Below are 24,190 nucleotides of genomic sequence, written 5' to 3'. Positions count from 1 at the left end.
CTATTTTTATTTAGGTACTTCTGTGTAATGGATGGGGCGGCAACTACTGTTGGGCCTGCATCCACTGCCAAATATAAGCAAAAAGTTCTTCTTGAAAAGCTTCATTGTGCAACTCGTGATAGCCCGCCTCCCAAAGTTTCAAGTCGGCTAGGGGGCTCGTTTCGGCAAATTGTCGGCTTCCGAGAGGCGAGCAGATGCGGTCGGCGCTACCATGGACGAGTAGGGCGGGCGTTTGCAATTGCTGGGCATTGGCTAGGGCTTTCTGTCCCCATTCGATCATGCCAATGGCCGTTTCTGCAGAAATCTTATCATGGACCAGGGGATCATTTTGGTAAGCTTGGACCACTTTAGGGTCTTGGCTGAGAGCCTGCACCTCCAGTCCATTTCCTTGAGAAAAGGCGGGATAAATCTTGCGCATTAGTTTGCCCAAAAAGAGTTGGATCGCGGGAGGCTCAAAGGCTAGGCGCAGGGCCGAAGAGGTCGCAATCACGCCTTTGATAGGCACCTTAGGGTTTTGGATCATGTAGTTGAGGACCAGATTACCGCCCATAGAGTGGCCATAGAGGAAAGTAGGCAAGCTATTAAACTTGCGTTGACTTTCGGCCAAAAGTTGATCGATCTCCTTAAAAAGGGCCTCATATTGAGGCGTGTGACCGCGCTGCCCTTCTGATTGGCCATGCCCGATGCGATCTGAAGCCAGCAGGGCCCAGCCTTTTTGGGTAAAGAAATGGGCAAGATGGGCATATCGGCCGATATGTTCGCCTAATCCGTGGACCAAAAGGACCACCCCTTTGGGCGCTTGCGTATTGGGGAGCCAGCCTTGTCCAAAGATCGTTTTGCCTTGGGCATTCTTCCAATTAAAGTTATAGGTTTGCATAGTTCGATTAGTATAAAAAAGGACCTAAGGTGAAATTACCTTAGGTCCTTGAAAGATAAGAAAAACTAACGGAAGATTAAGCTAGGCCGTGAGCGGTTAGGCGGGCCTTCACTTTTAGGATTTGGCGAATCTCCTCTAGATCTACTTGATAGGGGCGGTAGACCTCATTATCGGACAGTAGTTCTAGTCCGACAACCTGGTTGCTCTCGCTATCTTTAATCCGACGGATGCGTTTTGTTACCACGGTATCTGTAACGACCACATAGACCCCATTATCTCGGGGCATTTGGTTGCGTTCTAGGGCTTCGCAGATCACGATATCGCCATTGGTAATATGGGGGAGCATACTATCTCCGCTGATTTCAAAAGCGAGCAGGGGGCCTTCTAAGCCAGGGACCGAGAAGCGTTTAAATTGGTCCAAATACTCCTTATTATCTACCGCTAATGCGTAGCCGGCCGAGGCTTTATCGGGCACAAGGGTAATATTATTTCGGCCTTGGATAATCTTTTCGGCTAGAGAGTGGGTAGGGATTTCGTTGCTATCGCTATTGTAGAGTTGTTCGCTACCACCAAAAACGAAGTTGGCGTTAATATCGAAATGTTCGACCAGCAGGTTGATCTGCTTGACAGTCAGGCTGCGGTCTCCTTTCAGAACATTATTGATAACGTGATTATAGGTCTCCAGCTTCTCGGCAAGGTCTGATTTTCCCTTAATTTTATTACTTTTGGTCAGCTCATCATAGATAAGGCCGAAGCGTTGGTTGACAATATTTTTGCTAAAGTCGGTCATATGGGTATGGAATTCGTTTGCCCCTTCTTAACTCGCAACATATAGTTGTAATTAATAGTAATTAGGCAGAAGGAACAACAAAAAGTTTTAAATACTTATGTTTCAAACAATTAGGCCTTAAAATTAGTACTTTGGCAAAAAATAAACGCATATGTTTGGATTTTTTTCGGGGAAAAACAATTTATATCCATTCCTTTTGGGTTTTTGCCTTCTTTTTGTTGCTTGTTTGGCCGAGCCTTCGCCGGTATTGGATTGGCCCAACGATTTGGGGGAACAAATTCGAGTAGAGCGGCAGCGTCGGGCATGGAGCCAGGAAGAATTGGCAGAGGGCTTAGGGATTTCGGTAGAAAGTCTTCGGCTCATAGAGGCGGGTCGGGCCACGCCTATTTATGAAAAGGTAGATGAGATAGAGGCCTTTTTGGGGATAAAAATAGATAAAAGCCAGTTGGACAGTTTGGCAACTTTTTAGGGCCAAAATTGTCTAATAGTTAACAACTTAAAGCAAGATGAAAATAGAGGAAGAGATCAATCAACAGCGTCCATTTAGAGATATGTATCAGAAAGTAGGAGTCAACATTTTGTTTACGGCCTCTTGGCTCAGTAAACTACAAACCGATGTGCTAAAACCTTATGGGCTATCGGTGCAGCAATTTAACATCTTACGGATTTTGCGCGGAATGCGGGGCAAGCCAGCCACCGTTAAGTTATTGACGGAACGCATGATTGACAAAACCTCCAATGCTTCTCGTTTGGTAGAAAAGCTGCAGCGTAAAGGCTTAGTAGAACGAAAATCTTGCAAGCAAGACCGTCGAAGAGTAGATATTTATATTAAGGAGGAGGGCTTAAAAGTATTGGCTGAAGCCTCTGCCAACCTAGAAGCACAGATGGCCGAGCGCATGAGTCATTTAGAGCCTGATGAGGCGGGGCAACTCAGTGATTTATTGGATCAGTTGAGAGGCTAGGGTGTTTTTTGGGGCTGCCCCTTCCGCGGGCTTGAAAGCCAGCGCAAAGCGGTATCGCTTTGCGAAGCTATACAAAATGAGGGTGAAAACCCTCATGAATGATCGGGCGGGTCGGGCTGTGCGTAGGCTCGCTGCTCGCTCGGCCCTGCGCAAAATTCGCTAGGCTCATTTTGCTGGGTCTGGCCTGCGGCCACCTACTACCATCCCTCAGCCGCGTCGCTTCGCTCCTTTGCGGCGGCTGCGCCGCCTATTTTCCGTAAAAAACGCTGAGAATGCTAAAGCTCCCTTTCTTTTTTTTGGGATAAAAAAATTACATTTGTTCGCAAGATTTTCTTTTTACGCAACCAAAATTTGTAGGACGTGGGATTTGACAATAAAGACCGGCGCTTCGAGAGTGTTTTTTCGCGCAAAGTAAAAGCGGGTAAACGCCGAACGTACTTCTTTGATGTACGGCAGACCAGAGGGAATGATTATTATGTGACCATTACGGAGAGTACACGCCGTTTTGAGGACGAGAGCTACTCTAGACACAAGATTTTCTTATACAAAGAAGACTTCAATCGCTTTGTAGAGAACTTGAACGAAGTAGTAGAGCATGTTAAAACGGAGTTGTTGCCAGACTACGACTACGAAGAATACAGCCGTCGCTATGAAGATGATGGCGAATGGGATTTTGAGCAAGGAAACTCTTCTGAAGAGAATGACTGGTAGTCATGAGCTTGCTCAGCAAAAAGCCCCCTTTTCTGTATAGAAAAGGGGGCTTGCTATTTTATGGACCAATTATTTGCTACGATCTACAGGGCGCGGAGCGCCCGCATCGGCTGAGGGATGGAAAAGGGTGGCCGCAGGCCAGACCGAGCTGCGAAGCTGGCGAAGGGCCGAGCAGAGCTGCGAGCCCTGACACAGCCCGACCCGCCCGCAGGGCGGGGCAGCCCCAAAACTTAAGACTTCATCACTTCTTTGAGCTTTGCTCGGAGGAAATCGGCAGTATAAGAGCCTTTAATTTTTAGCATTTCTTCTGGGCTACCTTGGAAAATCAGTTGGCCGCCATTTTTGCCGCCTTCGGCGCCAAGGTCAATAATATAATCGGCAGATTTGATGACCTCCATATTGTGTTCGATTACGATCACGCTATGGCCAGCCTCCACCAAGGCATTAAAGGCATCCAAAAGCTTTTTGATATCGTGAAAATGCAGGCCAGTAGTGGGTTCATCAAAAATGAAGAGAATATGTGGAGTTCGGCCTTCATCCTTGCCTAGGAAAGCGGCTAGCTTTACCCTTTGGGCCTCTCCGCCAGAGAGCGTGCTAGACGATTGGCCGAGGCGGATATAGCCCAAGCCGACATCGGCTAGGGGTTGGAGTTTGCGGACAATATCTTTTTGCTCTTCAAAAAACAGCAGCGCTTCCTCCACCGTCATTTCGAGCACATCGTAAATAGATTTATCCTTATACTTTACAGCCAGCACCTCTTTTTGGAAACGTTGGCCATTGCAATCCTCACAGATGAGGCGTACATCGGCCAAAAACTGCATAGAAACAATGGTTTCGCCTTCGCCTTTACAGCTTTCGCAGCGGCCTGCCTCTACATTAAAAGAGAAATGTTTAGGTTTAAAGTTTTGCATTTTGGCCGTATGCTGCTTGGCGAAGAGTCCGCGGATGGCATCATAAGCCTTGACATAAGTTACGGGATTGGAGCGGGAAGAGCGGCCAATTGGCGATTGATTCACCATTTCGATTTGGCCAATTTGCTCATAATCTCCGCTTAGGGCCTTAAAGGCACCGGGTTTTTTCTTGCTGTCTTCGCCTAGGGCGCGCAATAGTGCGGGGTATAAAATACCCTTGACCAGGGTTGTTTTTCCGCTACCGCTCACGCCTGTCACCACCGAAAAACTATTCAGCGGGAAATTAACATCAATATTCTTGAGATTATATTCTGCTGCGCCTTCTAGGCGGATAAAGCTATGTGGTTTTCGGCGATTATCGGGCAGGGGGATCTCCATACGGCCGCTCATATATTTAGCGGTTAGGCTATCGGCTGCGGTAGTATGAATTTCGGGATAGGGGCCAGCGAAGACGATTTCTCCGCCATGTACGCCAGCAAAAGGGCCTACATCAATGAGATAATCGGCTTGGGCGATAATATCCTCTTCATGTTCGACCACCACCACGGTATTTCCTAGGTCGCGCAATTTGCGCAAAACCTTAATTAGTCGGTCTGTATCTCTGGGGTGCAGCCCAATACTGGGTTCATCGAGTACATAGAGCGAGCTCGTCAGGTTGCTCCCCAAGGTTCGGGTCAGGTGAATACGTTGAATTTCTCCGCCAGAAAGGCTAGCAGAAAGGCGATCGAGGCTAAGGTAGCTCAGACCGACTTCCAGCATAATATTTAGGCGCCCTTTAATTTCTTCTAGCAGGCGATCGGCAATTTCGGCTTCTTGTGGGCTTAGTTCCAATTTATCGAGGACCTCCACTAGCTGGTCAATGGGCATTTGGACCAATTGCCCAATATGATAGCCATTGATTTTTATGTAAAGCGCTTCGGGGCGGAGGCGAGAGCCTTGGCAGCTAGGGCAAATCGTTTTGCCTCGGTAGCGAGCCAGCATTACTCGGTTTTGGATCTTATAAGAGTGGCTTTCTAAATCTTTAAAAAAGCCATTGATTCCATCAAAATGCTTATTGCCCTCCCAGAGGTCCTGCAATTGTTGAGCATTGAGTTCTCGATAAGGGCGATGGACGGGAAAATCAAACTTATCGGCCACTTTGAGAAGCTTTTTGAGCCATCGGCTGGCTTTATCTCCGCGCCAGCAGGCCACAGCATCTTCAAAAATGGATTTTTGTTTATTGGGAATTACTTTTTCCTCATCGATGCCTAAGGCTTTGCCATAACCTTCGCAGGCGGGGCAAGCGCCCAAAGAGCTATTAAAATTGAACAGTTGGGGACTAGGTTCTTCAAAGCTTTGGCCGTCTAATTCAAAGCGAGTACTAAAACTATGTAATTGACCATCTAGGCAATCCATAAAACAGCGGCCAAGTCCCTCTTGAAAGGCAGAGTCAACGGAATCTGCAATTCGTTTATTGTTTTCGGCATCGTCTTTGTTTATCACAAATCGATCAATCAGAAGATAAGGAACAGCCTCCGTTTTGGGGAGTTCCTCTTCTAAAAGTTCTTGTATTTTACGTGTTTTGCCTTCCCATTGCAGGCGAGTATAGCCTTTTTGGAGGAGTAGATCTAGGCTTTGTTCTAGGCTTCGGCCTTGTAACAAAACAGGAGCGAGTAAAAGGACCTTTTGGCCATTTTCTAGCTGATGTAAAAAATCAACCACATCAGTTACGGATTGCTTCTTTACTTCTTGGCCAGAAATTGGCGAAAAAGTATGCCCTACTCTAGCAAAAAGCACTCGGAGGTAATCGTAGACTTCGGTTAGGGTGCCTACTGTAGATCTAGCGTTTTTGTTACCCACTCTTTGCTCAATAGCAATAGCGGGACAAAGGCCGCTAATTTGGTCTACTTCGGGCTTTTTCATCCGCATCAAAAACTGTCGAGCATAAGAAGATAAACTCTCGACATAGCGGCGCTGCCCTTCTGCATAGAGCGTGTCCATGGTCAAGGATGATTTTCCAGAGCCCGAAACACCAGTCACGACGACCAACTGATGATAGGGAATTTCTACATCTACGTTTTTAAGGTTGTTGGCGTTGGCCCCCTTAATGCGAATTGATTTTTTTTCTCTCATCTTGCAACCTTTCAGGCAATTGTGCGTAATCTTAAGGAAAACTAAAAAATGGGTCCTCGCTGCGGCAAAAAATAATGTTCCACAGCTGATTATTAGGCCCACAAAGATAAAAAACAAACTTGGACATAGGCCAATTCCCTAAATAATGAATTATATTTGCGCCTAGCCCCCAATACTCCAAAAAAAATAACCTTCTCCTCTAATAAGAAAAAACAAGCTTTGCCTATCGTACAAAGATTTACACCTTTAGTTCAAATTTCCTAGTTCTTAAACATGCGCCTTGGGCCACTCCTTAATCTGTTTACTCCTTACCTTATGGGCATAGTCTGCCCTGAACAGCCTGTCCTAAGACTGCATACTCTTGTTGTACCTAAAAAATACTGCCATGACCTGTAAATCTGCTCACGATCGGGACCTTATCCGTAGCTACATGCAAGGAGACGAAAAGTCTTTTGAAAACCTATTGAACAAGCATAAAGCTAGAATTTATACCTCTATCTATATGTTTGTCAAAGATAAAGATCTAGCTAACGATCTTTTTCAAGAGACTTTCATCAAAATTATCGACACTTTTCGCTCTGGCCGCTACAATGAAGAAGGTAAATTTCTTCAATGGGCTTTGCGCATCTCTTACAATCTTTGTGTCGATCATTTCCGCAAGAACAAGCGCCGGCCTACCGTGGCTGCTAGCGATGATTTTGATATCCTCGACATCCTTAAAGTCAATGAGGACAATCAAGAAACTCGCATCATGAAGCGCCAAACCTACGATAAAGTCCGCCAACTGGTCGATTGCCTACCCAAAGAACAACGTGAGGTCATTATCCTCCGCCATTATGCCGAGCTTTCTTTCAAAGAAATTGCTCAGCTCACCAAAGTAAGCATCAATACTGCCTTGGGCCGTATGCGCTATGCTCTGATCAATATTCGCCGAATGATTGAGGAACGACAGATTTCACTTCAATAAGTCTTACCCTATGTTTTGGTTACAGTTTTTTTTGTCTTTTTTTTTAAAAGCTATAAAAAGAGCGACTTGCTGCTGAGCGAGTCGCTCTTTTTGTTGTTTTTGGGGCCTCCGCCTCGCTACGCTCGTCGGCGCTACGTTTCAGGGCTCGCAGCTCTGCTCGGCCCTTCGCCAGCTTCGCTAGCTCGGTCTGGCCTGCGGCCACCCTTTCACATCCCTCAGCCGCGGCGCTTCGCGCCTTTGCGGCGGCTTCGCCGCCTGTAGGAGCGCTATTTTTTTTGGTCCAAAAGAGTTTGGTAATCGCAAAGGGCAACAAATAATTGTTGGCTGGGGAGGCCCACAATATTAAAATAACTGCCTTGGATGCCTTTAATACCGATGAGGCCAATCCATTCTTGGATGGCGTAGCCACCTGCCTTATCAAAGGGTTGAAAATGGCTGACGTAATAATCAATTTGTTGGTCTGTCAACTCGGCAAATTCTACTTTGGAGCTGCCTACAATATCATAGCGTTTTTCTTGGCCCCAAAGGCAAACAGCGGTACGGACCTCATGTGTTTTACCCGATAAGGCCTTTAAAAAGGCTTTGGCCTCTTCTGTTGATTGGGGTTTTTCGTAGCTATTTTCGGCATCAATTACGGTCGTGTCTGAACAGAGGAGCAGCTGTTCGGGTTTCTCTAGTAGGTGCAAGACCGAACGGGCCTTTTTTTGGGCCAAAAAGAGAGCAATATCGGCTAGGGGAAGGCTAGCGGGATAATCCTCTTCTACATTTTGGGCAATTTGCTGAAAGCGCAGGCCCATATCTCGCAACAACTGTTGTCTTCTGGGCGATTTGGAGGCTAAAAGGATTTCTAGTTCGGGAAAAAACAATGGAATAGAAGCAGACATAAGTATAGATATAATGGTCCAATAAAAGGTTTTGCAGGGCCGTCAGGCCCGCAGGCCTAGCGATGCGGCGGGGTGGCCGAAGGCCAGACCGAGCCAGCAAAGCTGGCGAAGGGCCGAGCGAATAGCGAGCCCCAAAGCGTAGCGCCCGCCAAAGGCGGGAGGCCCCAAAATAATCAACTCATCAAGCAGAAAAAAAGGAGATGGAAATTTTATTACGAACGCGAGTGGAGCAGGCGCCCAAAGACGTGATGGCTGCTTTTGATCAGGATTTATTTATGAAGCTCAAGCCGCCAGGGGTTGGCTTAAAACTGCTGCGTTTTGATGGCTGTGAGACGGGAGATCGGGTAGAGATGCAGTTGAATTTTGGGTTATTTAAGCAAAACTGGCGGGGGCGGATTACGGAGCATGGCGAGGCGCATGGGGGCTATTATTTTGTGGATGAATCGGAGGGGGATGAGTTGCCATTTTTCTTGAAGAAATGGCGGCACAAGCATTGGGTTTTGCCGGCCGATTCGGGCAGTTATATTATTGATGAGATTGATTATGAGGCGCCTAAGGGCTTAAATTTATTGCTTTATCCTTCGCTTTGGTTGCAATTTGCTTATCGCAAGCCGATTTATCGGAAATATTTTCGCTTGGTGGGGCCGAATAGGCAATAAAGTTCAGAATTTGGGCTTCTCAAAGCGAGTTATGCAGAACTTTATTATTTTTGTTGGGATAGAATCTCAGGAACAGAAAATAAATACATTTTGAAAAGAGGAATACTAGCGAGCTTGCTATTGATTATCGTTTTGGTTAGCGATCAGTGGCTCAAGATTTGGGTCAAGCTCAATATGCAAATGGGCCAACATTTCAATATTTTTGGAGAGGGCCAAGATTGGGGACAGATTTATTTTACGGAAAATCCGGGGATGGCCTTTGGGCTAGAATTTGGGGGGGCTTACGGCAAGCTTTTCTTGAGCAGTTTTCGCTTAGTGGCCGTGACGATTATGTCGGTTTACCTCTATCAGATTATCAAAAACAAAAAAGGGCGGACCTTAATTAGTAGTGTTTCCTTTATTTTGGCTGGGGCCTTAGGGAATATTTTGGATAGTGTGTTTTATGGTGCTTTTTTCACAGAAAGTCCGATGCATGGAGGTTTGGCTGAAGTCACTACTTTTGGGGAGGGCTATGCACCCTTGCTCTATGGCCGGGTTGTGGATATGTTTTATTTTCCGCTTTTAGAGGGCGATTATCCGAGTTGGATGCCTTTTGTGGGGGGAAAACACTTTTTGTTTTTCCAGCCGATTTTCAACTTAGCAGATGCTTCTATTAGTTTAGGCGTCTTTTTAATCATCTTTTGTTATCAGGATTTTATGGAGACCGTGGGGAATTCGCCCAAAGAAGATGAAAATCCAGCAAGCATTCCAACTCCTACGGAAGTGCCGCCTATAGCGGCCCAAACAGAAGAGCCTCTTGTTGAGGAAGAAGATTCGGCGGCAATAGATGAATCTATCGGTTTAGATATTGATCTAGATGAGGAAGAAGATTAGTCATTATTTATCGTTTGCAAGAAATACAAAAGCCAGCCTAACAGCTGGCTTTTTTCATTTAGAAAGGGGGGCTGCTTAGATTTTTATGCCTTAAAATCTTGGCTTTGTGACAAAAATCATCAAAGAAGTCTTGTTTGGCCTCGACATTTGTAGATATCCAATAGCTACAAAAAAGAAAATCTATGAAAACGCTAACCTACTTAGCCCTAATTGTTATGGGGCTAGGCTTAAATGCCTGTGCGTCTAAGGAAGTACACATTAACGAGCATCATCCGAATAGTGTAGAAAAAAGCCCTGTTAAGTTGGAATCTGCGCCAGCCAGACAGCATGAAGACTGGAGTTATCAGGGAGAAACGGGGCCTGAGCATTGGGCCGAGCTTGAAAAAACTTCGGATTGTGGGGGCCAGCATCAGTCTCCAATTAACATTGTGGAGTACCAAAGCGACGAGCAGCTTCCGCCTTTAGATATTCAGTATGCGGACCAAACCATTTTGCATGATGTGGTTAACAATGGCCATTCCATTCAATATGATTTTGAGGAAGGCGATTATATTGTTTTGGAGGGCGAAAAGTTTTATCTCAAGCAGTTTCATTTTCACGAGCCTTCTGAGCACACCATAGAGGGCGTTCGCTACCCCTTAGAAATGCATTTGGTACACGCTAACCAAGATGGAGATATTGCTGTTTTAGCGGTCATGGCCAAAGAAGGTGGACAAAGTGCTCCCTTTGATTTTTTAGAGACTTATTTGCCTTTGGCCGCTGGTGCGAAAAAAGAGATTGGGAAGCCTTTTGATATGAATTTAAACTTGCCCAAGGATAGAAGCTACTATCACTACAAAGGGTCTTTAACTACTCCTCCTTGTTCAGAAAATGTACAGTGGTATATCTTCAAAACGCCGATCAATATCTCCTTGAAACAGGCCAAAATTTTAGAAGAGAATATGCCTGTTCATAATTATCGGAATGAGCAGCCTGTTAATGATCGCATTGTTAAGGCGAGTCCAAATTTCTAGTGTTGGAAAAGCGCAACAGATACCTAATCTGCTGCGCTTTTTTGTTCTTTATTTCTTGGACCAATAAAAAGCCAAGCCAAGGCCTGAGATAATATGCCAAATCCCCCAGCAGGCAGCAATCAGCGCCATTCCCCCCAAGCCACTAAAATATTGAAAGCAGAGCACTAGGCCAAGGCCTGAGTTTTGGATACCCAGCTCAATACTCAAGGTTTTTTGTTGAGCCCAAGGCAGTCGAAAGCCTTTGGCCAAGCCCATGCCTAGCCCTAATGCCAAGGCATTTTGCAAAATGACCAAAAAGATTACGGCTCCAATGTAGCCAAGAAAAATCTGAATATTAGAGATAAAAGCCAAAACCACCAAAAGGCCAAAAAATACAATAGAAAGCCATTTAAAGATGGGCGACATTCTGCGGGCCAAGTTAGGTCGAAAATTAGCCAATATAAGGCCGAGCAGAAGCGGCAAGCCCAACATAAGGCTAACATCTATAAAGAGTGGTAGAAAGTCTAAGGATAGCGTTTTCATTTGCTCTTGAGCAAAGGGCAAGCGGCTCCCCCAAAACATAAAATTGAGAGGTGTGCTAACAGCAGCTAGCAAAGTAGTACAAGCCGATAAACTCACAGAAAGAGCTGTATCTCCTTTGGCTAAATGCGTAAAAAAATTGGACATATTTCCACCTGGACAAGCGGCCACCAATAACATTCCCAATGCAATGCTAGGCAAAGGTGCTATATTTAATGCCCAAGCAGCATACAAAAAAGCAAAAGAAAGCGCTGGCAGCAGAAAGAGCTGTCCTAAAAGGCCCAAAATAATTGGCAGCGGCTGTTTAAGTAAACGCAGAAAATCTTGTCCACGGAGGTCTAGAGCCACCCCAAAAATAATAAGTCCAAGTACCAGCTTCAATAGAAGTTGGGTACTTGGACTAAAAGCCAGCTCTAGCTGGTCAATATCTGTAAGCAGGAACATAGACTAGTCTTCTTTTTGCGAGAAGAAAGAGTCGACAAAACTGCGTTTATTAAAGGCTTGGAGATGCTCAATGCCCTCTCCTACCCCGATATATTTAATTGGAATCTTAAACTGGTCACTAATACCAATCACCACACCACCTTTGGCGGTACCATCTAGTTTAGTGATAGCTAGTGAGCTCACATCTGTAGCCTTAGTAAACTCTTCGGCTTGGATGAAAGCATTTTGGCCTACAGAACCATCGAGTACCAACATCACCTCATGGGGGGCATCCTCGATCTGTTTAGAGAGTGAGCGCTTAATCTTAGAGAGCTCAGCCATCAATTGTTTGTTGTTGTGTAGACGTCCAGCAGTATCAATAATCGCTATATCACAGTTATTTTGAATAGCGTATTGAGTGGTCTCATAAGCCACGGCAGCAGGGTCTGTATTCATTCCCTTGCTATAAAAATCGCAGCCCACTCTTTCCGCCCAAATGCCCAACTGATCTACAGCCGCCGCGCGGAACGTATCTGCAGCACCCAAAACTACCTTATGCCCTTGGTCTACAAAACGCTTGGCCAATTTACCAATAGTCGTTGTTTTCCCTGCTCCATTTACGCCTACAATCAAAATAATATAGGGCCGTTTGGCCTCCTCTGGAATAGAAAAGAAATTAGTCTCTTCTGTAGTATTTTCACCCAATAGCTGAACAATCTCATCTCGGAGAATCTCATTTAGCTCAGAGGTAGACATATACTTATCGCGAGCTACTCGCTCCTCGATACGCTCTATAATTTTGATGGTAGTTTTTAGTCCTACATCAGACTGGATTAGTACTGACTCTAATTCATCTAGTACCTCATCATCTACCTTTGTTTTACCGGCAATAGCCCTAGACATTTTATTGAAGAAATTGGTCTTCGTTTTTTCTAGGCCTTTATCCAGGTCTTCTTTTTCTTTCTTCCCGAAAAGTTTGTTAAAAAATCCCATACGAGACTGCTTAATCTAGATGAACAATAAGGAGAGCTTAAAGAACGCAAAAAAAGGTCAAATAAAAAAACAGAAAGGGCTCTTCCCTCAACAGGAAGAGCCACTTTCATAATTTGCCTTAATTACCTGATTATTTATTCTTGAAGAAGTCTTCCACTTGATCTTTGTGGACGATAACTTCTTTGTAAGAATACTTTCCTGTGTTGGGGTCCTTAATGGACTTAACAACTCTCACGTGATCTTTACCACTGCCTGCATTAGCAGCACGCTGGGCTACACGTGCGTTTTTTGATACTTTCTTAGCCATGACGATTTATTTTTTGTCGAGCGGATTGTTCTCGAAAAATTACTTAATCTCCTTATGGATAGTGTAACGCTTCAAGATGGGATTGTATTTCTTCAACTCCATACGAGCAGGTGTGTTCTTACGGTTCTTCACAGTGATGTAGCGTGAAGTGCCAGGAAGACCAGATTCTTTGTGCTCTGTGCATTCCAAAATCACCTGTATGCGATTACCTTTGCTTTTCTTAGCCATAATATCTGATGATTTTTTCTATTTACTTAATAACAGAAGAGAGACGCACTTTGCGATTGTCGTCAGCGCTTTCTGGTTCGAAAGTGATGCTGTAGCTCTTGTTACCCTGAGCATCTGTGTGCTCTAGGCGACGGTAGCCACGCTCATTGCTCTTTTCAGCAGCTTTAGGATCTTCAACCCAAATGAAGGGATCATATCCTTTAGCGATCTGGCGCTTCAAGAAGTTGTATACCCCCAATTTGTTCATCGTACGAAGAGCTCGCATGCTCACCTTTACTTTGATCCAAACATTTGATTCGGGTACAAAAATACGTTTAGTTTTAATATTCGCATTGAAACGACGTCTAGTCTTGCGATTAGAGTGAGAAACATTGTTTCCCACCATAGCTTTCTTTCCGGTCAATTGACAAATTCTCGACATGACTGCTCTTTCTAATTTAAAAAGTTCCACAATTGCTTGTGGAACCTAATCAATTCTTTAAAACAATAAAGATGTGACTCTGAAGGGAGTCGAACCCCTAACCTTCTGATCCGTAGTCAGATGCTCTATCCAATTGAGCTACAGAGCCATTTTGCAAGTAGTGTGTTTTCTTCGTTGCGGTTGCAAATATAAGATGGTTTTTTATATCTGCAAAACTTTTTGAAGTTTTTTTCACTATTTATTTTCTCAAGCCGCTTGTGGGCTTCCCTTTTGGGCTTTGCAAAGGTAGAAAAGCAATTGCTAATAGACAAATTTTTCTGTCTTTATTAGGCTATTTTCTTCATAAAGCGAAATCAACAAAAGCTGACGACTCTCAAAAAACCCTAATTCCCAAATAGTTAGCTCCTCCCCTAGCAGCTGTTTTTCTCCTAAAAAAACTTGCCGCCCTAGCAAATCCCGAACCACTAAACGGTATTTTCCAGCCCTTTGCGCCCGATAACTTAAATAAAGTTGGTCCGAATCCCGCCTCCACAAAAAAGAATTTTCCTCCAACTTTGGCCCATATAGCGATTTTAATAAGCGAAAAGCCGCCCCCAAATCTAAGCGCCCCCCAGATTTTAATTCCTCCATATCCTCTTTCTTGCTCACCGTGGCCAATATAATATCCCGCAATAAGTACATGGCCGCCTGCGGCTCCGCTTTTAAATAGGCCTGCCAATCCGCAGCCGGATAACTCGCCAATAAGGCAATGCCCCCAGCCAAATGCGGCGCCGCCCCAGAGGTCCCCCCAAATACATTATAAGTATCGTTAGGCCGAAGCGTATAAACTGCCCCCGGCGCCGCCAAATCTAAATGCAAAGGACCATAGGGCGCATTTTGGTCCAATGCATCATAACGATTACTCAAACTTACGGTCATTAAGGCCTCCGAGGGACAAAGACAGGGCATGTCCCCAACCTCATCTATGTTTTCTTTCCGATTCATACTGGCCGCCACACTCAATATGCCCGCCTGACCCAAACTATCATAAACCCCACACCAAAGCGGATGATCCTCCGGCCGCCCAAAGTCTACCCCCGCCGATAAATTACTCACTAATATATAGGCCCCCCGCTGTCCCCCACTCTCTTTATATAACTGCCGCATTTTCCATATATAGTAGTAGGTCGCCAATAAATTCCCCTCTTCTAACAGACTGTTGGCCGACTGGGCCGATAGCAACATGACTTTTACCCGCCAATTAATACCCGCCATGCCTATCCCATTATCTCCCCTGGCCCCTATGATCCCCGCTACCGAACTAGCATGACTGTCGGGCGCATGCTCATCATCCTCTGTATCTGCCCGCCAACCCCGAAAATCATCAATATAACCGTTCTGGTCATTGTCTATCCCATCATCCGGAACCTCCCCCCAATTGACATATATATTCTCGGCCAAATCCTCATGCTGCCAATCCCCTCCCCCATCAATGACCGCCACTACAATGCTGTCCTGCCCCGCTAATCCCCCACTGGTCTCTTCCCAAATCTCTGGCAAACCCAATAATTCCATGTTCCACTGCCAAAAGTCATATTCTGGATCGTTCGGACGAGCCCGATAACGCAACTGATGCGCCCACTGCCAATTTTCTGGCCCAAAATGCTGCACTAAATACTGCTGCACTACCGCACTATCCTCCTCCGCAATGCTATAGCTCCAAATGCCCCAATCTGCCGCCAAACAAACTTTTTTCTGCCCCCATTGCGGCAACTCCTGCCCCGGCTCTAAACGCAATAACAGCTTTTTTTGCCCCCATAAACTGCCCGACAAACATACTAGGATCAGCATTATTTTTAGTCGCATATCTTTTCGATTTTTTCAATTACAAATTGACCATGTTTTTTGTTCTGGGGCTGCCCCGCCCTACGGGCGGGTCGGGCTGTTTCGCAGCTCGCTATTCGCTCGGCCCTGCGGCGCTTGCAGCGCCTTGGTCTGGCCTGACGGCCACTGCTGTCCATCCCTCAGCCGGCGGCTGCGCCGCCTCTAGACGCATAAAACTAAACCCAAAGCAGCTCTCCCCAAATTATTAGGCCCTCAAAGCTAGTCAATAAGCTCGCTAACATCATAAACGACCTTCCAAACATCATTGACTATAGCTCAGACATCGTTAATGATACTAAAAAGGTCATTCTTTAGCTCTTTGGATAAGTTCAGTTATAAATAACTTTAACAAAACCTTCACGAAAGTAAAGAAGGACTTCCGCTCGCCAGTTTGCAGCAGCCCCCAAGCTTGGGATTTAGCCCTAGGACCTAAAAGAGCTAGACAAATCCTAAGTCGAGCTAGGAAAAAGCTAGCTCATTAGCCATTGGGAATAAGTTCATTAAGTCAGCAGCTTAACTTATTAGTAACAATTGGACATAAAAAAAGGCGCAAAACTTAGGTTTTGCGCCTTTTTCGGCGGCCGAAGCGGGAGGCCCGGCCAAAACATAGCCGTTGAGCGGCCTAGCGATGCGAAAGGGGGCGGCGAAGCCGCAGACCAAGGCCGTCAGGCCGCAGGGCCGAGCAGACCTGCGAGCCCCAAAGCGTAGCGCCGACGAGCGTAGCGAGGCGGAGGCCCCAAAAACTACCACAATTTATAGCGGACAGCCAGTTGCCAGCCCCAGAACAAGCGTTGTTCCCAATCGCCTCGGCTTCTTTCCCAGAGTAGTTGTTGGCCTAGGGCTTGGCTAGCTTCTACATTTTGGTGGATAAAATTGAGTTCGGGTCCCGTGAGCAGCTCCAAGCCGCCCACCAAGGGATAAGAAAAGAGGGCTCGCAATTGATACAATTGGCCTTGTCCTTTGGTCCAATCGGGGCCTTCTTGCAAAGAATAGGCGAGCAATTCGGGATGTAGGTAATAGCCTTTTTCCATAGGCAGGCGGCAGCCCAGCCCGAAGCCCCAGAGCCAAATCGGTTGATCTAGGCGCTGGCCCATTTCATAAATAGTATAGAAGCGGGGGTGGCCAATTTGTAGACTTTGTTGGGCGTGCAGAGCGGCAGAGCCCCCTAGACTGATGCGGTTGTAGCCTCCTTTTCTGTAGATATTGAGCAGGCCAAGGCCTAGGCCAGTGGCGGCTGTATCGCAAACATTGAGCAAGCCGAGTTGGCAGCCTTTCAGATGGCCAGTATAATTGATGGCTCCTAGTTGCAAACCTTCTAGGCTATCGGCCTCATTTAGGCCTAGGCCGAGTTGGCAGCCCTGTACTTTTTGGGCTCGGTTATAATAGCCTCCCAGCTGCACATGGGCATTAGAGCGGCTATAATTGAAAAGGCCTGCCAGCTGCAAACTATTGGCGGCATAGCCTTGGCCTAGGGCCAGATTTCCAAAGGCCGAAAACTGAGAGCCCGACACGCTACTATCGACTAGATTTAGGCCCAGCGACAGCTGGCTGCCATAAAGTGTAGCCGATTGATTATAAAATCCAGCCAGTTGTAGGCCCATCACCTCCTGTTTCACTTGGTTAGACAGCAGAGAAAACTGAAAGCCCATAACCGATTCTTCTACACGGCTAGCGCCCAAGCTCAGTTGGAGGCCCAACAACTGTCTGCGGCGGCCCCAGCCAATATCTAGCGCCAAAACCTGTGCTTTAGCGGCTTCATCTTCGGGGGTACCAAAAAAAGAAAACTGAAAAATGGATAACTCTTCTAAAAACTGTCGTTCTAAGGCTTCTTTCCAAGCCGCTCCCCAATCCATTAAAATCCCTTGCGCTTGAGGATCGGCATCCAAGGCAATTAGAAGTCCTTCGCTATAAATGCGGGGCAAAACGGCTCGGCTAAAGCGAGGCGGTGGCGGTAGGGGGCGGCTATAAGGCAGAGGAGATTGGGGGGCTAGAGGTTGTTGTTTGGGCGCTAAAATGGGGGCGGCCAGGCTCCATTGTTCTTTAGGTAAATCATCCTTTAGGGCCCAGAGCTGTCCCTGTTGTTGGTAGGCTAGATTATTATCCTTCCATAAATCGATCAGGGCACTATCTAGGGGCCAGTTATCGGCCCTATGAAAAATAGTTTTGGCCAAGGTCAGACGACCTTGGCCATAGGCAAAGCGCAATCCGTAAGATTGCTCTAACTCAACTAAGACTTCTTCTAAAGTTTCTCCTTCAAACTTCCATTGGGCCCGCTGCCCCAATATCCATAGCGGCAGGCTTCCCAAAAAGAACAGCAAAAGGAAGCGGGCAAATAAACGCATAACAACTAAATTAAGGCATAAGAAAACCGCTGTTTAATCCAAAGAGGAAGGACAAGGCTCTCCAGATAGCAAATACTCTTGCTCGGTTACTTTTTTGACCGATAAATTTAGGGTAAAGCTAAGGGCTTGAAAGAGCTCTTCTAATTTTGGCGATTTGAAGCTGCCGTTAAAAAGGCATTGGCTCAAGGCTTCGTTTTCAAACTCTAGGTTAATGCCATATTTTTGTTGCAAATCCTTACGCAAATCGGCCAAAGAGCAATCTTTATAGGTCAGTAGACCATCTCGCCAGTGGGTAGGATTAAGGGGGCGTTTTAAATTAGCTCGTTTATCTGCATAATTGTAGTAAACGGCATCTCCTTTCTCTAAAATGTGTTCTTCGCCTTCTGGGCTACGGTAGCGGACCTTTCCAGTACTTACCGATAAGCACATTTCGGTTTCGCCTTCATAGGCGCGGACATTAAAGCTAGTTCCTAAAACCTCTAATTGGCCTGCTTTGGCAATTTGTAGCACAAAGGGGTGTTCTAAATCTCTATTGATTTCAAAGAAGGCCTCTCCAGCTAAAAGTTCTACCTCTCTACGGTCCTGAAAGCGGTCGGGATAGCGGAGTTTACTCTTTTTATTGAGGAAGATGATGCTGCCATCGGGCATTTGCAAATTGCGGCTATCCTTGGCCTCTAATTCTAGCCAGTTGAGTTCGGCCACAGCTTCTGATTTCCAGTTAAAGCTACCTGTTCCGTACAAAACAAAAATGACCAAGAGCAGGCTAGCGGCTACTGCTGTTAAATTAGCATAGCGTTGCCAGAATGTTTTTTGGGGTTGGCGTTCTTGCAATTTGCTTTGCAGCTCTGCCCAAATTTCTGCATTACTGCTCATGGGCAACTCTTCTTCGGGCAGGGTCCAAATTCGGTGTAGCTCAGCTTGCAGTGCTTGATGTTCTTCAGAGGCCCCCAACCATTCGGCTAAGGCTTCTTCTTCCTCTTTTGCCAAGCAGTTTTGTATTTCCTTGGCCAATAAAGACCATGGAATATCTTCGCCATTGTATAGTGTTGCCATATATTATTGAATCTAATTGGGAATTACCTTTGGTTTATTGCTGGATGTGCTAAAAGAGCTTAGCCCCTATGCTCCAACAAATTTTAACAATAAATAGCGCCAAAGGCAGGTAAGGGCTAAGCAATTTACGCATTACTTTCAGGGCCTTTCCCATTTGATTTTCTACCGTTTTGACTGAGATATTCATGGCTTCTCCAATTTCCTTATAGGAGAGTCCATCAAATCGGCTGAGGACAAAAACAGATCGACAGCGGGGGGGTAAGCTCTTAATCGCCTTATTCAAGGCTTTTTTAAGTTCTTTTTCCGCATAAACGGCTTCTATATCTGTCGTTATCGGGGCCGCTAGATCGTGTTGCTCCTCAATATCCTCTATAAAATACTTCTTATGCTTGCGCAAATGGCCTAAGGCCTCATTTACCGCCATTCGACGCAAATAAGGCCCTATGGGTCCACGTATATTCAATTTTTCTCGCTTTTCCCAAAGCTTGAGAAAGACCTCTTGAGAGAGGTCTTCGGCTGTAGCTTTATTTTGCAACATTCGATAAATAATGCGGTATATCGACTGATAATGCTGCTCAAAAATGGCCTTGAGGGCCTGTTCTTGCCCCATGCTCAATTGCTCTAGCAAAAGCTCTTCGCGATCTGTATTCATGCTCGCTCCCTAAATGGTTTGGCTTAGGATAATTTCTCCATAGCCTTCAAAATCTGCTCGGTATGTTCTGCAGTTTTAGGGCGCTTAAATACTTTTAAAATTGTGCCCTCTCCATCTATGATGAAGGTGGTCCGCAATACCCCTAATTTGATTTTGCCATACATGTTCTTCTCTCCCCAAGTCCCATAAGCTTCCATAATTTCCTTTTCCTCATCAGCAATCAAAGGGAAAGGGAGCTCGTACTTGGCAATAAACTTCTGATGTGAGGCTTCGCCATCAGGGCTCACCCCAACTACCGCATAACCTTGCTCCAACAAAGCTTCATAATTATCTCTAAGGTTACAAGCTTCTTTGGTACAACCAGGCGTATCATCTTTGGGATAAAAATACAGAATCAAGGTTTTACCCGAAAAATCAGCCAAACTGACGCTTTTTCCATTCTGATCTTTACCCTCAAAATTAGGGGCCTTATCTCCTGCTTCTAATGTAATAGCCATCTCGTTTTTGTTTTTGTTTTTCAAATTAAATTCCCTGAATTCCTTACTCATCTACTGCGGCCAAGCGCACGACCAAACCATCTAGTTCGGCTCGCAAATGGATCTGACAGCCCAAACGGCTATTATCCTCTACAAAAAAGGCTTGGTCCAACATATCTTCTTCATCATCAGAGGGATCCTTCAATTCATGATCGCTCTCTATATACATATGGCAGCTCGCACAAAGCGCCATACCTCCACAAGTTCCCTCCACAGGCAATTCATAAGCCTTGCAAAGTTCCATCATGTTCATGTTCATATCTGTGGGCGCATCCAATTCATGGGCCTGCCCATTTCGGTCAATCACCGTTACTTTGATTGTATCTGACATTTCTTTTTATTTTTTGGGGCCTCCTGCCTGCGGCAGGCGCTACGCTTTGGGGCTCGCAGGTCTGCTCGGCCCTTCGCCAGCAAGCTGGCTCGGTCTGGCCTGACGGCCCCCCCGCCGCATCGCTAGGCCAACAAGCGCAAAGTTAGGCTTTTGTTCGCATTCTAAAAATCTAGCTCCTTTTTTTATGCTTTTGCTAAGCCCTTCCCAATCGCCACTGATAATAAAGGAGTAAGCCTAGAGAGCCAATAGCCCAGGCCGCTAAGCCCCAAATATAAAGGCCCAAGGGAAATAAAAAGTAGAGGGCCAAAGGGGTCGCACAAAGCCGCAAATACTCTGAGGGCAGCCCCCATTTTTTGAGGTCCAACAGCCCACCCAAATTACCCAAAGCCCAAAGGATGATGACATTTAGGGCCAAGAGTTTGGGCCAATCCAACTGGCTTTCTACAATCAAAAAGCCCGTAGCCCCTAAAAGGACAAATACATATTGTAAAAGCACATAAATGGGCAAAAATGGCGGTAAAGGGGGATTGTATTTTTCTGTATGCTGTCGCTCTACGGCAGGGACCTGCTGCTGCCCGCCTAGTTCTTCGGGTAGCCAGCCTGGCCGAGCCACCCAAAGCCGCAAACGGTCTTTCCAGCGGGGCATTTGCCCCGCCGCCGCCCACAAATCAGCATAATAATCTAAATTGGCCCAAATGGGATTGTATGTAGCTAATGGCTTAGTTACGCCATAAACCACCTCCGCTTGTTCGGGCTCAAAGGTGCCAAACCAACGGTCAAATAAAATGAGGGTGCCCCCATGGTTTTTATCAATATACTCTGGGTTGCGGCCATGATGCGCCCGATGATGAGAGGGGGTATTAAAGACATACTCAAACCAAGCGGGCAGTTTGCGAATCGCCTCCGTATGAATCCAAAATTGGTATAAGGTCTGAAAGGTCCCAATAATAAAAAAGGGAACAGGATCAAAGCCTAAAAAAGCCAAGGGCCAATAAAAAGCCGCCGAAAAAATGCCTTGAAAAGCACTTTGGCGCAAAGCTACCGACAGATTATAGTCTTCACTCTGATGATGCACCACATGCGCGCCCCAAAAGCTATTGATTTCATGCGAATAGCGATGAAACCAATAATAAAGGAAGTCGATCAAAATAAAGAGGAGCAGATAAGTGGCCCAATGATTTGGTACAGACAACAAGCGCCAATGCTCATAGATATAAACATAGCTGCCCAAGCCTATAAGCTTAATAAAAACGCCTGTTACCTGCTGCCCTACTCCACAGCTAATATTGGCCACAGCATCGCCTAATCGATACAACTGCTGCTGACTAAAATAGCCAATCAATAACTCTATTCCGATGAGCAGGAAGAATACTGGAATTGCATAAATCATGATGCCCATAAACCTAATATTTAGCGATGAGGATAATTATGGATTCCTACAGGCGGCGAAGCCCAGCAGGCCCAGCGCTGCGCAGCCGTGGCCGCAGGCCAGACCAAAGCCGCCAAAGGCGGCTGCAGGGCCGAGCGAACTGCGAGCGGCGCAGCATAGCGGCGGCCAGCTTGCTGGCCGCGGGCCCCCAGTTATTTACTGCATGATAAATACAGCGGCAGAAACCTCAAAAATAAGGTTGTAGACCTTTTGCTCTTGGCTAAGAATGGGGTTGCCATTTTGGTCATTCATGCCTGTAGAGTAGCCTGCGGGGACGAAAACCTGCCGAGTAATATCGGGGCTAACGCTAGCTTCTAAGCGAAGGCCTAGGCCAGAATCGGGCAAGCGCAAATCATAGCCTCCGGCTAGTTTTACGCCCAAAAGTGCTCGATTTACGCCTTCTACGCCAAAGCCCACCAATTGATAATCTAGGGTATATTCGGCCCGCAAGCCCAGGAGGAAATAAAGGCGATCGCGTTCTTCGGGCCCTGTTGCATAATTCTTTTTGAAAGCACCTAAAAGAGTCAGATTGTGAAACTCGTTGGCGGGGACCGTGCTGCCGCCCACAAACATATTGCGGAAACTGCTGCCCTTTTTGTGATAGCCTAAGGCAAAGAGGTAAGAGGTTTGCTGGCCAGCAGAGCCAGGTAGTAAACTTTCTACAAAAATGCCTGCATGATAGCTCATCAAAGCATTGCGTTGGAAATTATTCCAGTTTTGGGTGGCCACCGTTCCGCCTCCATAAACGCCATAATAGAAGCCGCCTAGCAGTTCATCTTCAGGCTGCTCCTCTTGGGCCAAAAGTCTAGCATTTGTGGCCAAAAGGGCAATCAATAAAAGTAAGTATTGGGCCATTTTTGGCCCTAGTATCCATGTTCTCATAGCTTATTTTTTACAAAATAAACCTTTTTTAGCCGCCGCCCAAAATCGAAAAGCCCCAAGGATTAGCCTTGGAGCCTTAAAGAAATCTTATTGTTCTATATGCAAAAAGAGCGTCAATTTATTGGCGAGGGTCCAACTGCTGCCCCCTACCTCAAAATCTCTACGGTTAATTTCTAGTTCGGTATCAAAAACCGTTTTGCCATTCTTCTCGCTAATCATCACATCAAAAACGACCTTTTTAGTCGTCTTCTTAATTTTAAGATTGCCCGCTACTTTTAGCTGCTTGTCAGAAACCACCGTGACAGCTGTTGACTGAAAGCTCATTTCGGGATAAGTATCGACCTCAAAAAAGTCTTCATTGCGCAAATGTTTATCTCTGGCCTTGTTGTCCGTATCTATAGATTTAACCTGAACCGTTCCGCTAAACGCAGCTTGGCGAGGCAAATTTTTGTCATATTTAATAGAGGTCTTGAAATCGGAAAAAGAGCCCGGCACCGTGAAGCCCGCATTCTTAATCTTAAAGGTAATACTCGATTGAGCGCTTAGGAGCGTGACAAACAGCAGCATAATTAGACTTAAACCTAGTTGTTTCATAGCCATTAATTTTAAAGGTAAAACAAATTAGAAGGGACGGTAATAAAAGGCCAAAAAGCCCAAAATCGCCTTATGGCGAAAACGATCATTATCATGCGTCAGTTTTTCATCCGATTGAAATTCGACAAAGGTCATATTGAATCCGCCACGAATGCCCATTTTTTCATTGATGTCATAGGCCAGGTAAAACTCAGAGACCAATTGCCCAATATCATTTTCGCCAATTAATAATACGGAAGCAGTCGTAGGGCGGCCTGTCTGATTTACTGAATACTGCCCATAATTATCGCTACTTGTAAACTGGCCTGTTGTCTCTTTGCCCAACCCAAAGCCCAAAACATCAATATTAAAACCTGCTTTGAGCTTGGGCGTAATCAAATAACCAAGATGAAAAGAAGCCGCCAAAGCTGCACTAAAAGGCTGATCCACCAACATACTATCAATCAAATCATCTTTGGTGAGTTTGTAGGGAGCTGTGGTATAAAGCAATTGATCAGAGGCCCCAAAAGCCGAAAACCGAAGGCCATAGCCCAACAATAGTCGCCTATTTTTAAGTAAGGCATGCTCTCGCTGAAAAGAAAGGGCAGCAAAATAAAGCCTACTCTCTGAGGCAGAACCTAGGCCCAGGGCCAGATCTAAATTGTTATAGACCTTGGGCAGCTCCTCGGCCTGTCCCCAGCTTTTGGGCCCCACCAACAAGGCCATTAATAGGCCCAGAATCATCATCGAATTTCTCATAAAGTTGTTTGTTTAACTAAAAAACTCCAAAGGCATTAGCCTAAGAAAATAAAGGCCCAAGTTCTTTCATGAAAGAACTTGGGCTCAACAAATTACTGATTGTCAAAGCTAATTCACAAA

Annotated in this window: 26 protein-coding genes and 1 tRNA gene; 7 read left to right on the top strand and 20 right to left on the bottom strand. The window is 45.8% G+C overall.

Annotated elements, in window-relative coordinates; genetic code table 11:
* Window positions 1–43: 43 nt before the first annotated feature.
* Both PPO43_RS09240 and PPO43_RS09235 read right to left on the bottom strand, forming a co-directional pair.
* Window positions 44–877, bottom strand: coding sequence for an alpha/beta hydrolase (locus PPO43_RS09240; protein WP_272617095.1), 834 nt, complete (start codon window positions 875–877; stop codon window positions 44–46).
* Window positions 878–953: 76 nt separating this feature from the next.
* A complete protein-coding gene (locus PPO43_RS09235; protein WP_272617093.1) occupies window positions 954–1,667 on the bottom strand; it encodes a S24 family peptidase in 714 nt (237 codons plus the stop codon).
* Window positions 1,668–1,818: 151 nt separating this feature from the next.
* Between PPO43_RS09235 and PPO43_RS09230 the strand changes: the two genes are divergently transcribed.
* The 3 genes from PPO43_RS09230 (at window position 1,819) to PPO43_RS09220 (ending at window position 3,340) form a co-directional block, all read left to right on the top strand.
* Window positions 1,819–2,136 carry a helix-turn-helix domain-containing protein gene (locus PPO43_RS09230; RefSeq protein WP_272617091.1) on the top strand — a complete coding sequence of 106 codons (318 nt, stop codon included), beginning with the start codon at window positions 1,819–1,821 and terminating at the stop codon, window positions 2,134–2,136.
* A gap of 37 nt (window positions 2,137–2,173) precedes the next feature.
* Window positions 2,174–2,629: a MarR family winged helix-turn-helix transcriptional regulator gene (locus tag PPO43_RS09225; RefSeq protein WP_272617089.1), complete on the top strand. Its 456-nt coding sequence runs from the start codon at window positions 2,174–2,176 to the stop codon at window positions 2,627–2,629.
* 360 nt (window positions 2,630–2,989) lie between these two features.
* The gene (locus PPO43_RS09220; protein ID WP_272617087.1) at window positions 2,990–3,340 is read left to right on the top strand and encodes a DUF3276 family protein; all 351 of its coding nucleotides are present in this window, start codon (window positions 2,990–2,992) and stop codon (window positions 3,338–3,340) included.
* Between the two features lie 230 nt (window positions 3,341–3,570).
* Here the strand turns inward: PPO43_RS09220 and uvrA are convergent, their stop codons facing one another.
* Window positions 3,571–6,363, bottom strand: coding sequence for an excinuclease ABC subunit UvrA (gene uvrA / locus PPO43_RS09215; protein ID WP_272617085.1), 2,793 nt, complete (start codon window positions 6,361–6,363; stop codon window positions 3,571–3,573).
* A 385-nt stretch (window positions 6,364–6,748) separates the two neighbouring features.
* Here uvrA and PPO43_RS09210 point away from each other — a divergent pair, with 385 nt between their 5' ends.
* The gene (locus PPO43_RS09210; protein WP_002658221.1) at window positions 6,749–7,330 is read left to right on the top strand and encodes a sigma-70 family RNA polymerase sigma factor; all 582 of its coding nucleotides are present in this window, start codon (window positions 6,749–6,751) and stop codon (window positions 7,328–7,330) included.
* A 266-nt stretch (window positions 7,331–7,596) separates the two neighbouring features.
* On the opposite strand, the gene PPO43_RS09205 is transcribed toward PPO43_RS09210, so the two are convergent.
* A complete protein-coding gene (locus PPO43_RS09205; protein ID WP_272617082.1) occupies window positions 7,597–8,214 on the bottom strand; it encodes a Maf family nucleotide pyrophosphatase in 618 nt (205 codons plus the stop codon).
* A 200-nt stretch (window positions 8,215–8,414) separates the two neighbouring features.
* Between PPO43_RS09205 and PPO43_RS09200 the strand changes: the two genes are divergently transcribed.
* From PPO43_RS09200 to PPO43_RS09190, 3 genes are all read left to right on the top strand, one after another.
* Window positions 8,415–8,873 (top strand): SRPBCC family protein, encoded by a 459-nt coding sequence (locus PPO43_RS09200; RefSeq protein ID WP_272617080.1) that lies wholly within the window; start codon window positions 8,415–8,417, stop codon window positions 8,871–8,873.
* A 90-nt stretch (window positions 8,874–8,963) separates the two neighbouring features.
* A complete protein-coding gene (locus PPO43_RS09195) occupies window positions 8,964–9,746 on the top strand; it encodes a lipoprotein signal peptidase (protein WP_272617078.1) in 783 nt (260 codons plus the stop codon).
* 182 nt (window positions 9,747–9,928) lie between these two features.
* Entirely contained in the window at window positions 9,929–10,759 is an 831-nt protein-coding gene (locus tag PPO43_RS09190; protein WP_272617076.1) for a carbonic anhydrase, read from the top strand.
* A 48-nt stretch (window positions 10,760–10,807) separates the two neighbouring features.
* Here PPO43_RS09190 and PPO43_RS09185 read toward each other — a convergent pair whose 3' ends face one another.
* The 16 genes from PPO43_RS09185 to PPO43_RS09110 form a co-directional block, all read right to left on the bottom strand.
* Window positions 10,808–11,722, bottom strand: coding sequence for a bile acid:sodium symporter family protein (locus tag PPO43_RS09185; protein ID WP_272617074.1), 915 nt, complete (start codon window positions 11,720–11,722; stop codon window positions 10,808–10,810).
* Between the two features lie 3 nt (window positions 11,723–11,725).
* Window positions 11,726–12,694, bottom strand: a complete 969-nt coding sequence (gene ftsY / locus PPO43_RS09180) for a signal recognition particle-docking protein FtsY (RefSeq protein WP_272617072.1) — start codon at window positions 12,692–12,694, stop codon at window positions 11,726–11,728.
* A gap of 130 nt (window positions 12,695–12,824) precedes the next feature.
* Entirely contained in the window at window positions 12,825–13,001 is a 177-nt protein-coding gene (locus PPO43_RS09175; RefSeq protein WP_272617071.1) for a DUF4295 family protein, read from the bottom strand.
* A gap of 39 nt (window positions 13,002–13,040) precedes the next feature.
* Entirely contained in the window at window positions 13,041–13,229 is a 189-nt protein-coding gene (rpmG, locus tag PPO43_RS09170) for a 50S ribosomal protein L33 (protein WP_272617070.1), read from the bottom strand.
* 22 nt (window positions 13,230–13,251) lie between these two features.
* A complete protein-coding gene (gene rpmB / locus PPO43_RS16245) occupies window positions 13,252–13,650 on the bottom strand; it encodes a 50S ribosomal protein L28 (protein ID WP_442985421.1) in 399 nt (132 codons plus the stop codon).
* A gap of 74 nt (window positions 13,651–13,724) precedes the next feature.
* A tRNA-Arg gene (locus PPO43_RS09160) sits at window positions 13,725–13,798 on the bottom strand.
* A gap of 152 nt (window positions 13,799–13,950) precedes the next feature.
* Window positions 13,951–15,495 carry a S8 family serine peptidase gene (locus tag PPO43_RS09155; RefSeq protein WP_272617069.1) on the bottom strand — a complete coding sequence of 515 codons (1,545 nt, stop codon included), beginning with the start codon at window positions 15,493–15,495 and terminating at the stop codon, window positions 13,951–13,953.
* Window positions 15,496–16,256: 761 nt separating this feature from the next.
* Window positions 16,257–17,855 (bottom strand): hypothetical protein, encoded by a 1,599-nt coding sequence (locus tag PPO43_RS09150; protein ID WP_272617067.1) that lies wholly within the window; start codon window positions 17,853–17,855, stop codon window positions 16,257–16,259.
* Window positions 17,856–17,888: 33 nt separating this feature from the next.
* Window positions 17,889–18,908: a FecR family protein gene (locus PPO43_RS09145; protein ID WP_272617065.1), complete on the bottom strand. Its 1,020-nt coding sequence runs from the start codon at window positions 18,906–18,908 to the stop codon at window positions 17,889–17,891.
* Between the two features lie 49 nt (window positions 18,909–18,957).
* A complete protein-coding gene (locus PPO43_RS09140) occupies window positions 18,958–19,560 on the bottom strand; it encodes an RNA polymerase sigma factor (protein ID WP_272617063.1) in 603 nt (200 codons plus the stop codon).
* Window positions 19,561–19,583: 23 nt separating this feature from the next.
* Window positions 19,584–20,057 (bottom strand): thioredoxin-dependent thiol peroxidase, encoded by a 474-nt coding sequence (gene bcp / locus PPO43_RS09135; protein ID WP_272617061.1) that lies wholly within the window; start codon window positions 20,055–20,057, stop codon window positions 19,584–19,586.
* Between the two features lie 43 nt (window positions 20,058–20,100).
* Window positions 20,101–20,427: a 2Fe-2S iron-sulfur cluster-binding protein gene (locus PPO43_RS09130; RefSeq protein WP_272617059.1), complete on the bottom strand. Its 327-nt coding sequence runs from the start codon at window positions 20,425–20,427 to the stop codon at window positions 20,101–20,103.
* 193 nt (window positions 20,428–20,620) lie between these two features.
* The gene (locus PPO43_RS09125) at window positions 20,621–21,826 is read right to left on the bottom strand and encodes a sterol desaturase family protein (protein ID WP_272617057.1); all 1,206 of its coding nucleotides are present in this window, start codon (window positions 21,824–21,826) and stop codon (window positions 20,621–20,623) included.
* 186 nt (window positions 21,827–22,012) lie between these two features.
* A complete protein-coding gene (locus PPO43_RS09120; protein ID WP_272617055.1) occupies window positions 22,013–22,738 on the bottom strand; it encodes a hypothetical protein in 726 nt (241 codons plus the stop codon).
* Window positions 22,739–22,825: 87 nt separating this feature from the next.
* Entirely contained in the window at window positions 22,826–23,332 is a 507-nt protein-coding gene (locus tag PPO43_RS09115) for a YceI family protein (RefSeq protein WP_272617053.1), read from the bottom strand.
* Window positions 23,333–23,359: 27 nt separating this feature from the next.
* A complete protein-coding gene (locus PPO43_RS09110) occupies window positions 23,360–24,070 on the bottom strand; it encodes a hypothetical protein (protein WP_272617051.1) in 711 nt (236 codons plus the stop codon).
* Window positions 24,071–24,190: the final 120 nt, after the last annotated feature.

Source organism: Saprospira sp. CCB-QB6, assembly GCF_028464065.1.
GTDB lineage: Bacteria > Bacteroidota > Bacteroidia > Chitinophagales > Saprospiraceae > Saprospira.
Note: the sequence above shows the minus strand (reverse complement) of the source record. Positions and strands in the feature narration are given on the sequence as shown.

Coding starts and splice junctions, on each gene's coding strand:
- PPO43_RS09130 (WP_272617059.1), bottom strand. CDS start 20,427: ATGTCAGATACAATCAAAGTAACGGTGATTGACCGAAATGGGCAGGCC.
- rpmB (WP_442985421.1), bottom strand. CDS start 13,650: ATGTCGAGAATTTGTCAATTGACCGGAAAGAAAGCTATGGTGGGAAAC.
- PPO43_RS09175 (WP_272617071.1), bottom strand. CDS start 13,001: ATGGCTAAGAAAGTATCAAAAAACGCACGTGTAGCCCAGCGTGCTGCT.
- PPO43_RS09230 (WP_272617091.1), top strand. CDS start 1,819: ATGTTTGGATTTTTTTCGGGGAAAAACAATTTATATCCATTCCTTTTG.
- uvrA (WP_272617085.1), bottom strand. CDS start 6,363: ATGAGAGAAAAAAAATCAATTCGCATTAAGGGGGCCAACGCCAACAAC.
- PPO43_RS09145 (WP_272617065.1), bottom strand. CDS start 18,908: ATGGCAACACTATACAATGGCGAAGATATTCCATGGTCTTTATTGGCC.
- PPO43_RS09225 (WP_272617089.1), top strand. CDS start 2,174: ATGAAAATAGAGGAAGAGATCAATCAACAGCGTCCATTTAGAGATATG.
- PPO43_RS09200 (WP_272617080.1), top strand. CDS start 8,415: ATGGAAATTTTATTACGAACGCGAGTGGAGCAGGCGCCCAAAGACGTG.
- PPO43_RS09110 (WP_272617051.1), bottom strand. CDS start 24,070: ATGAGAAATTCGATGATGATTCTGGGCCTATTAATGGCCTTGTTGGTG.
- PPO43_RS09185 (WP_272617074.1), bottom strand. CDS start 11,722: ATGTTCCTGCTTACAGATATTGACCAGCTAGAGCTGGCTTTTAGTCCA.
- rpmG (WP_272617070.1), bottom strand. CDS start 13,229: ATGGCTAAGAAAAGCAAAGGTAATCGCATACAGGTGATTTTGGAATGC.
- PPO43_RS09120 (WP_272617055.1), bottom strand. CDS start 22,738: ATGAGAACATGGATACTAGGGCCAAAAATGGCCCAATACTTACTTTTA.
- PPO43_RS09140 (WP_272617063.1), bottom strand. CDS start 19,560: ATGAATACAGATCGCGAAGAGCTTTTGCTAGAGCAATTGAGCATGGGG.
- PPO43_RS09155 (WP_272617069.1), bottom strand. CDS start 15,495: ATGCGACTAAAAATAATGCTGATCCTAGTATGTTTGTCGGGCAGTTTA.
- PPO43_RS09210 (WP_002658221.1), top strand. CDS start 6,749: ATGACCTGTAAATCTGCTCACGATCGGGACCTTATCCGTAGCTACATG.
- PPO43_RS09240 (WP_272617095.1), bottom strand. CDS start 877: ATGCAAACCTATAACTTTAATTGGAAGAATGCCCAAGGCAAAACGATC.
- PPO43_RS09125 (WP_272617057.1), bottom strand. CDS start 21,826: ATGGGCATCATGATTTATGCAATTCCAGTATTCTTCCTGCTCATCGGA.
- ftsY (WP_272617072.1), bottom strand. CDS start 12,694: ATGGGATTTTTTAACAAACTTTTCGGGAAGAAAGAAAAAGAAGACCTG.
- bcp (WP_272617061.1), bottom strand. CDS start 20,057: ATGGCTATTACATTAGAAGCAGGAGATAAGGCCCCTAATTTTGAGGGT.
- PPO43_RS09150 (WP_272617067.1), bottom strand. CDS start 17,855: ATGCGTTTATTTGCCCGCTTCCTTTTGCTGTTCTTTTTGGGAAGCCTG.
- PPO43_RS09205 (WP_272617082.1), bottom strand. CDS start 8,214: ATGTCTGCTTCTATTCCATTGTTTTTTCCCGAACTAGAAATCCTTTTA.
- PPO43_RS09190 (WP_272617076.1), top strand. CDS start 9,929: ATGAAAACGCTAACCTACTTAGCCCTAATTGTTATGGGGCTAGGCTTA.
- PPO43_RS09235 (WP_272617093.1), bottom strand. CDS start 1,667: ATGACCGACTTTAGCAAAAATATTGTCAACCAACGCTTCGGCCTTATC.
- PPO43_RS09115 (WP_272617053.1), bottom strand. CDS start 23,332: ATGAAACAACTAGGTTTAAGTCTAATTATGCTGCTGTTTGTCACGCTC.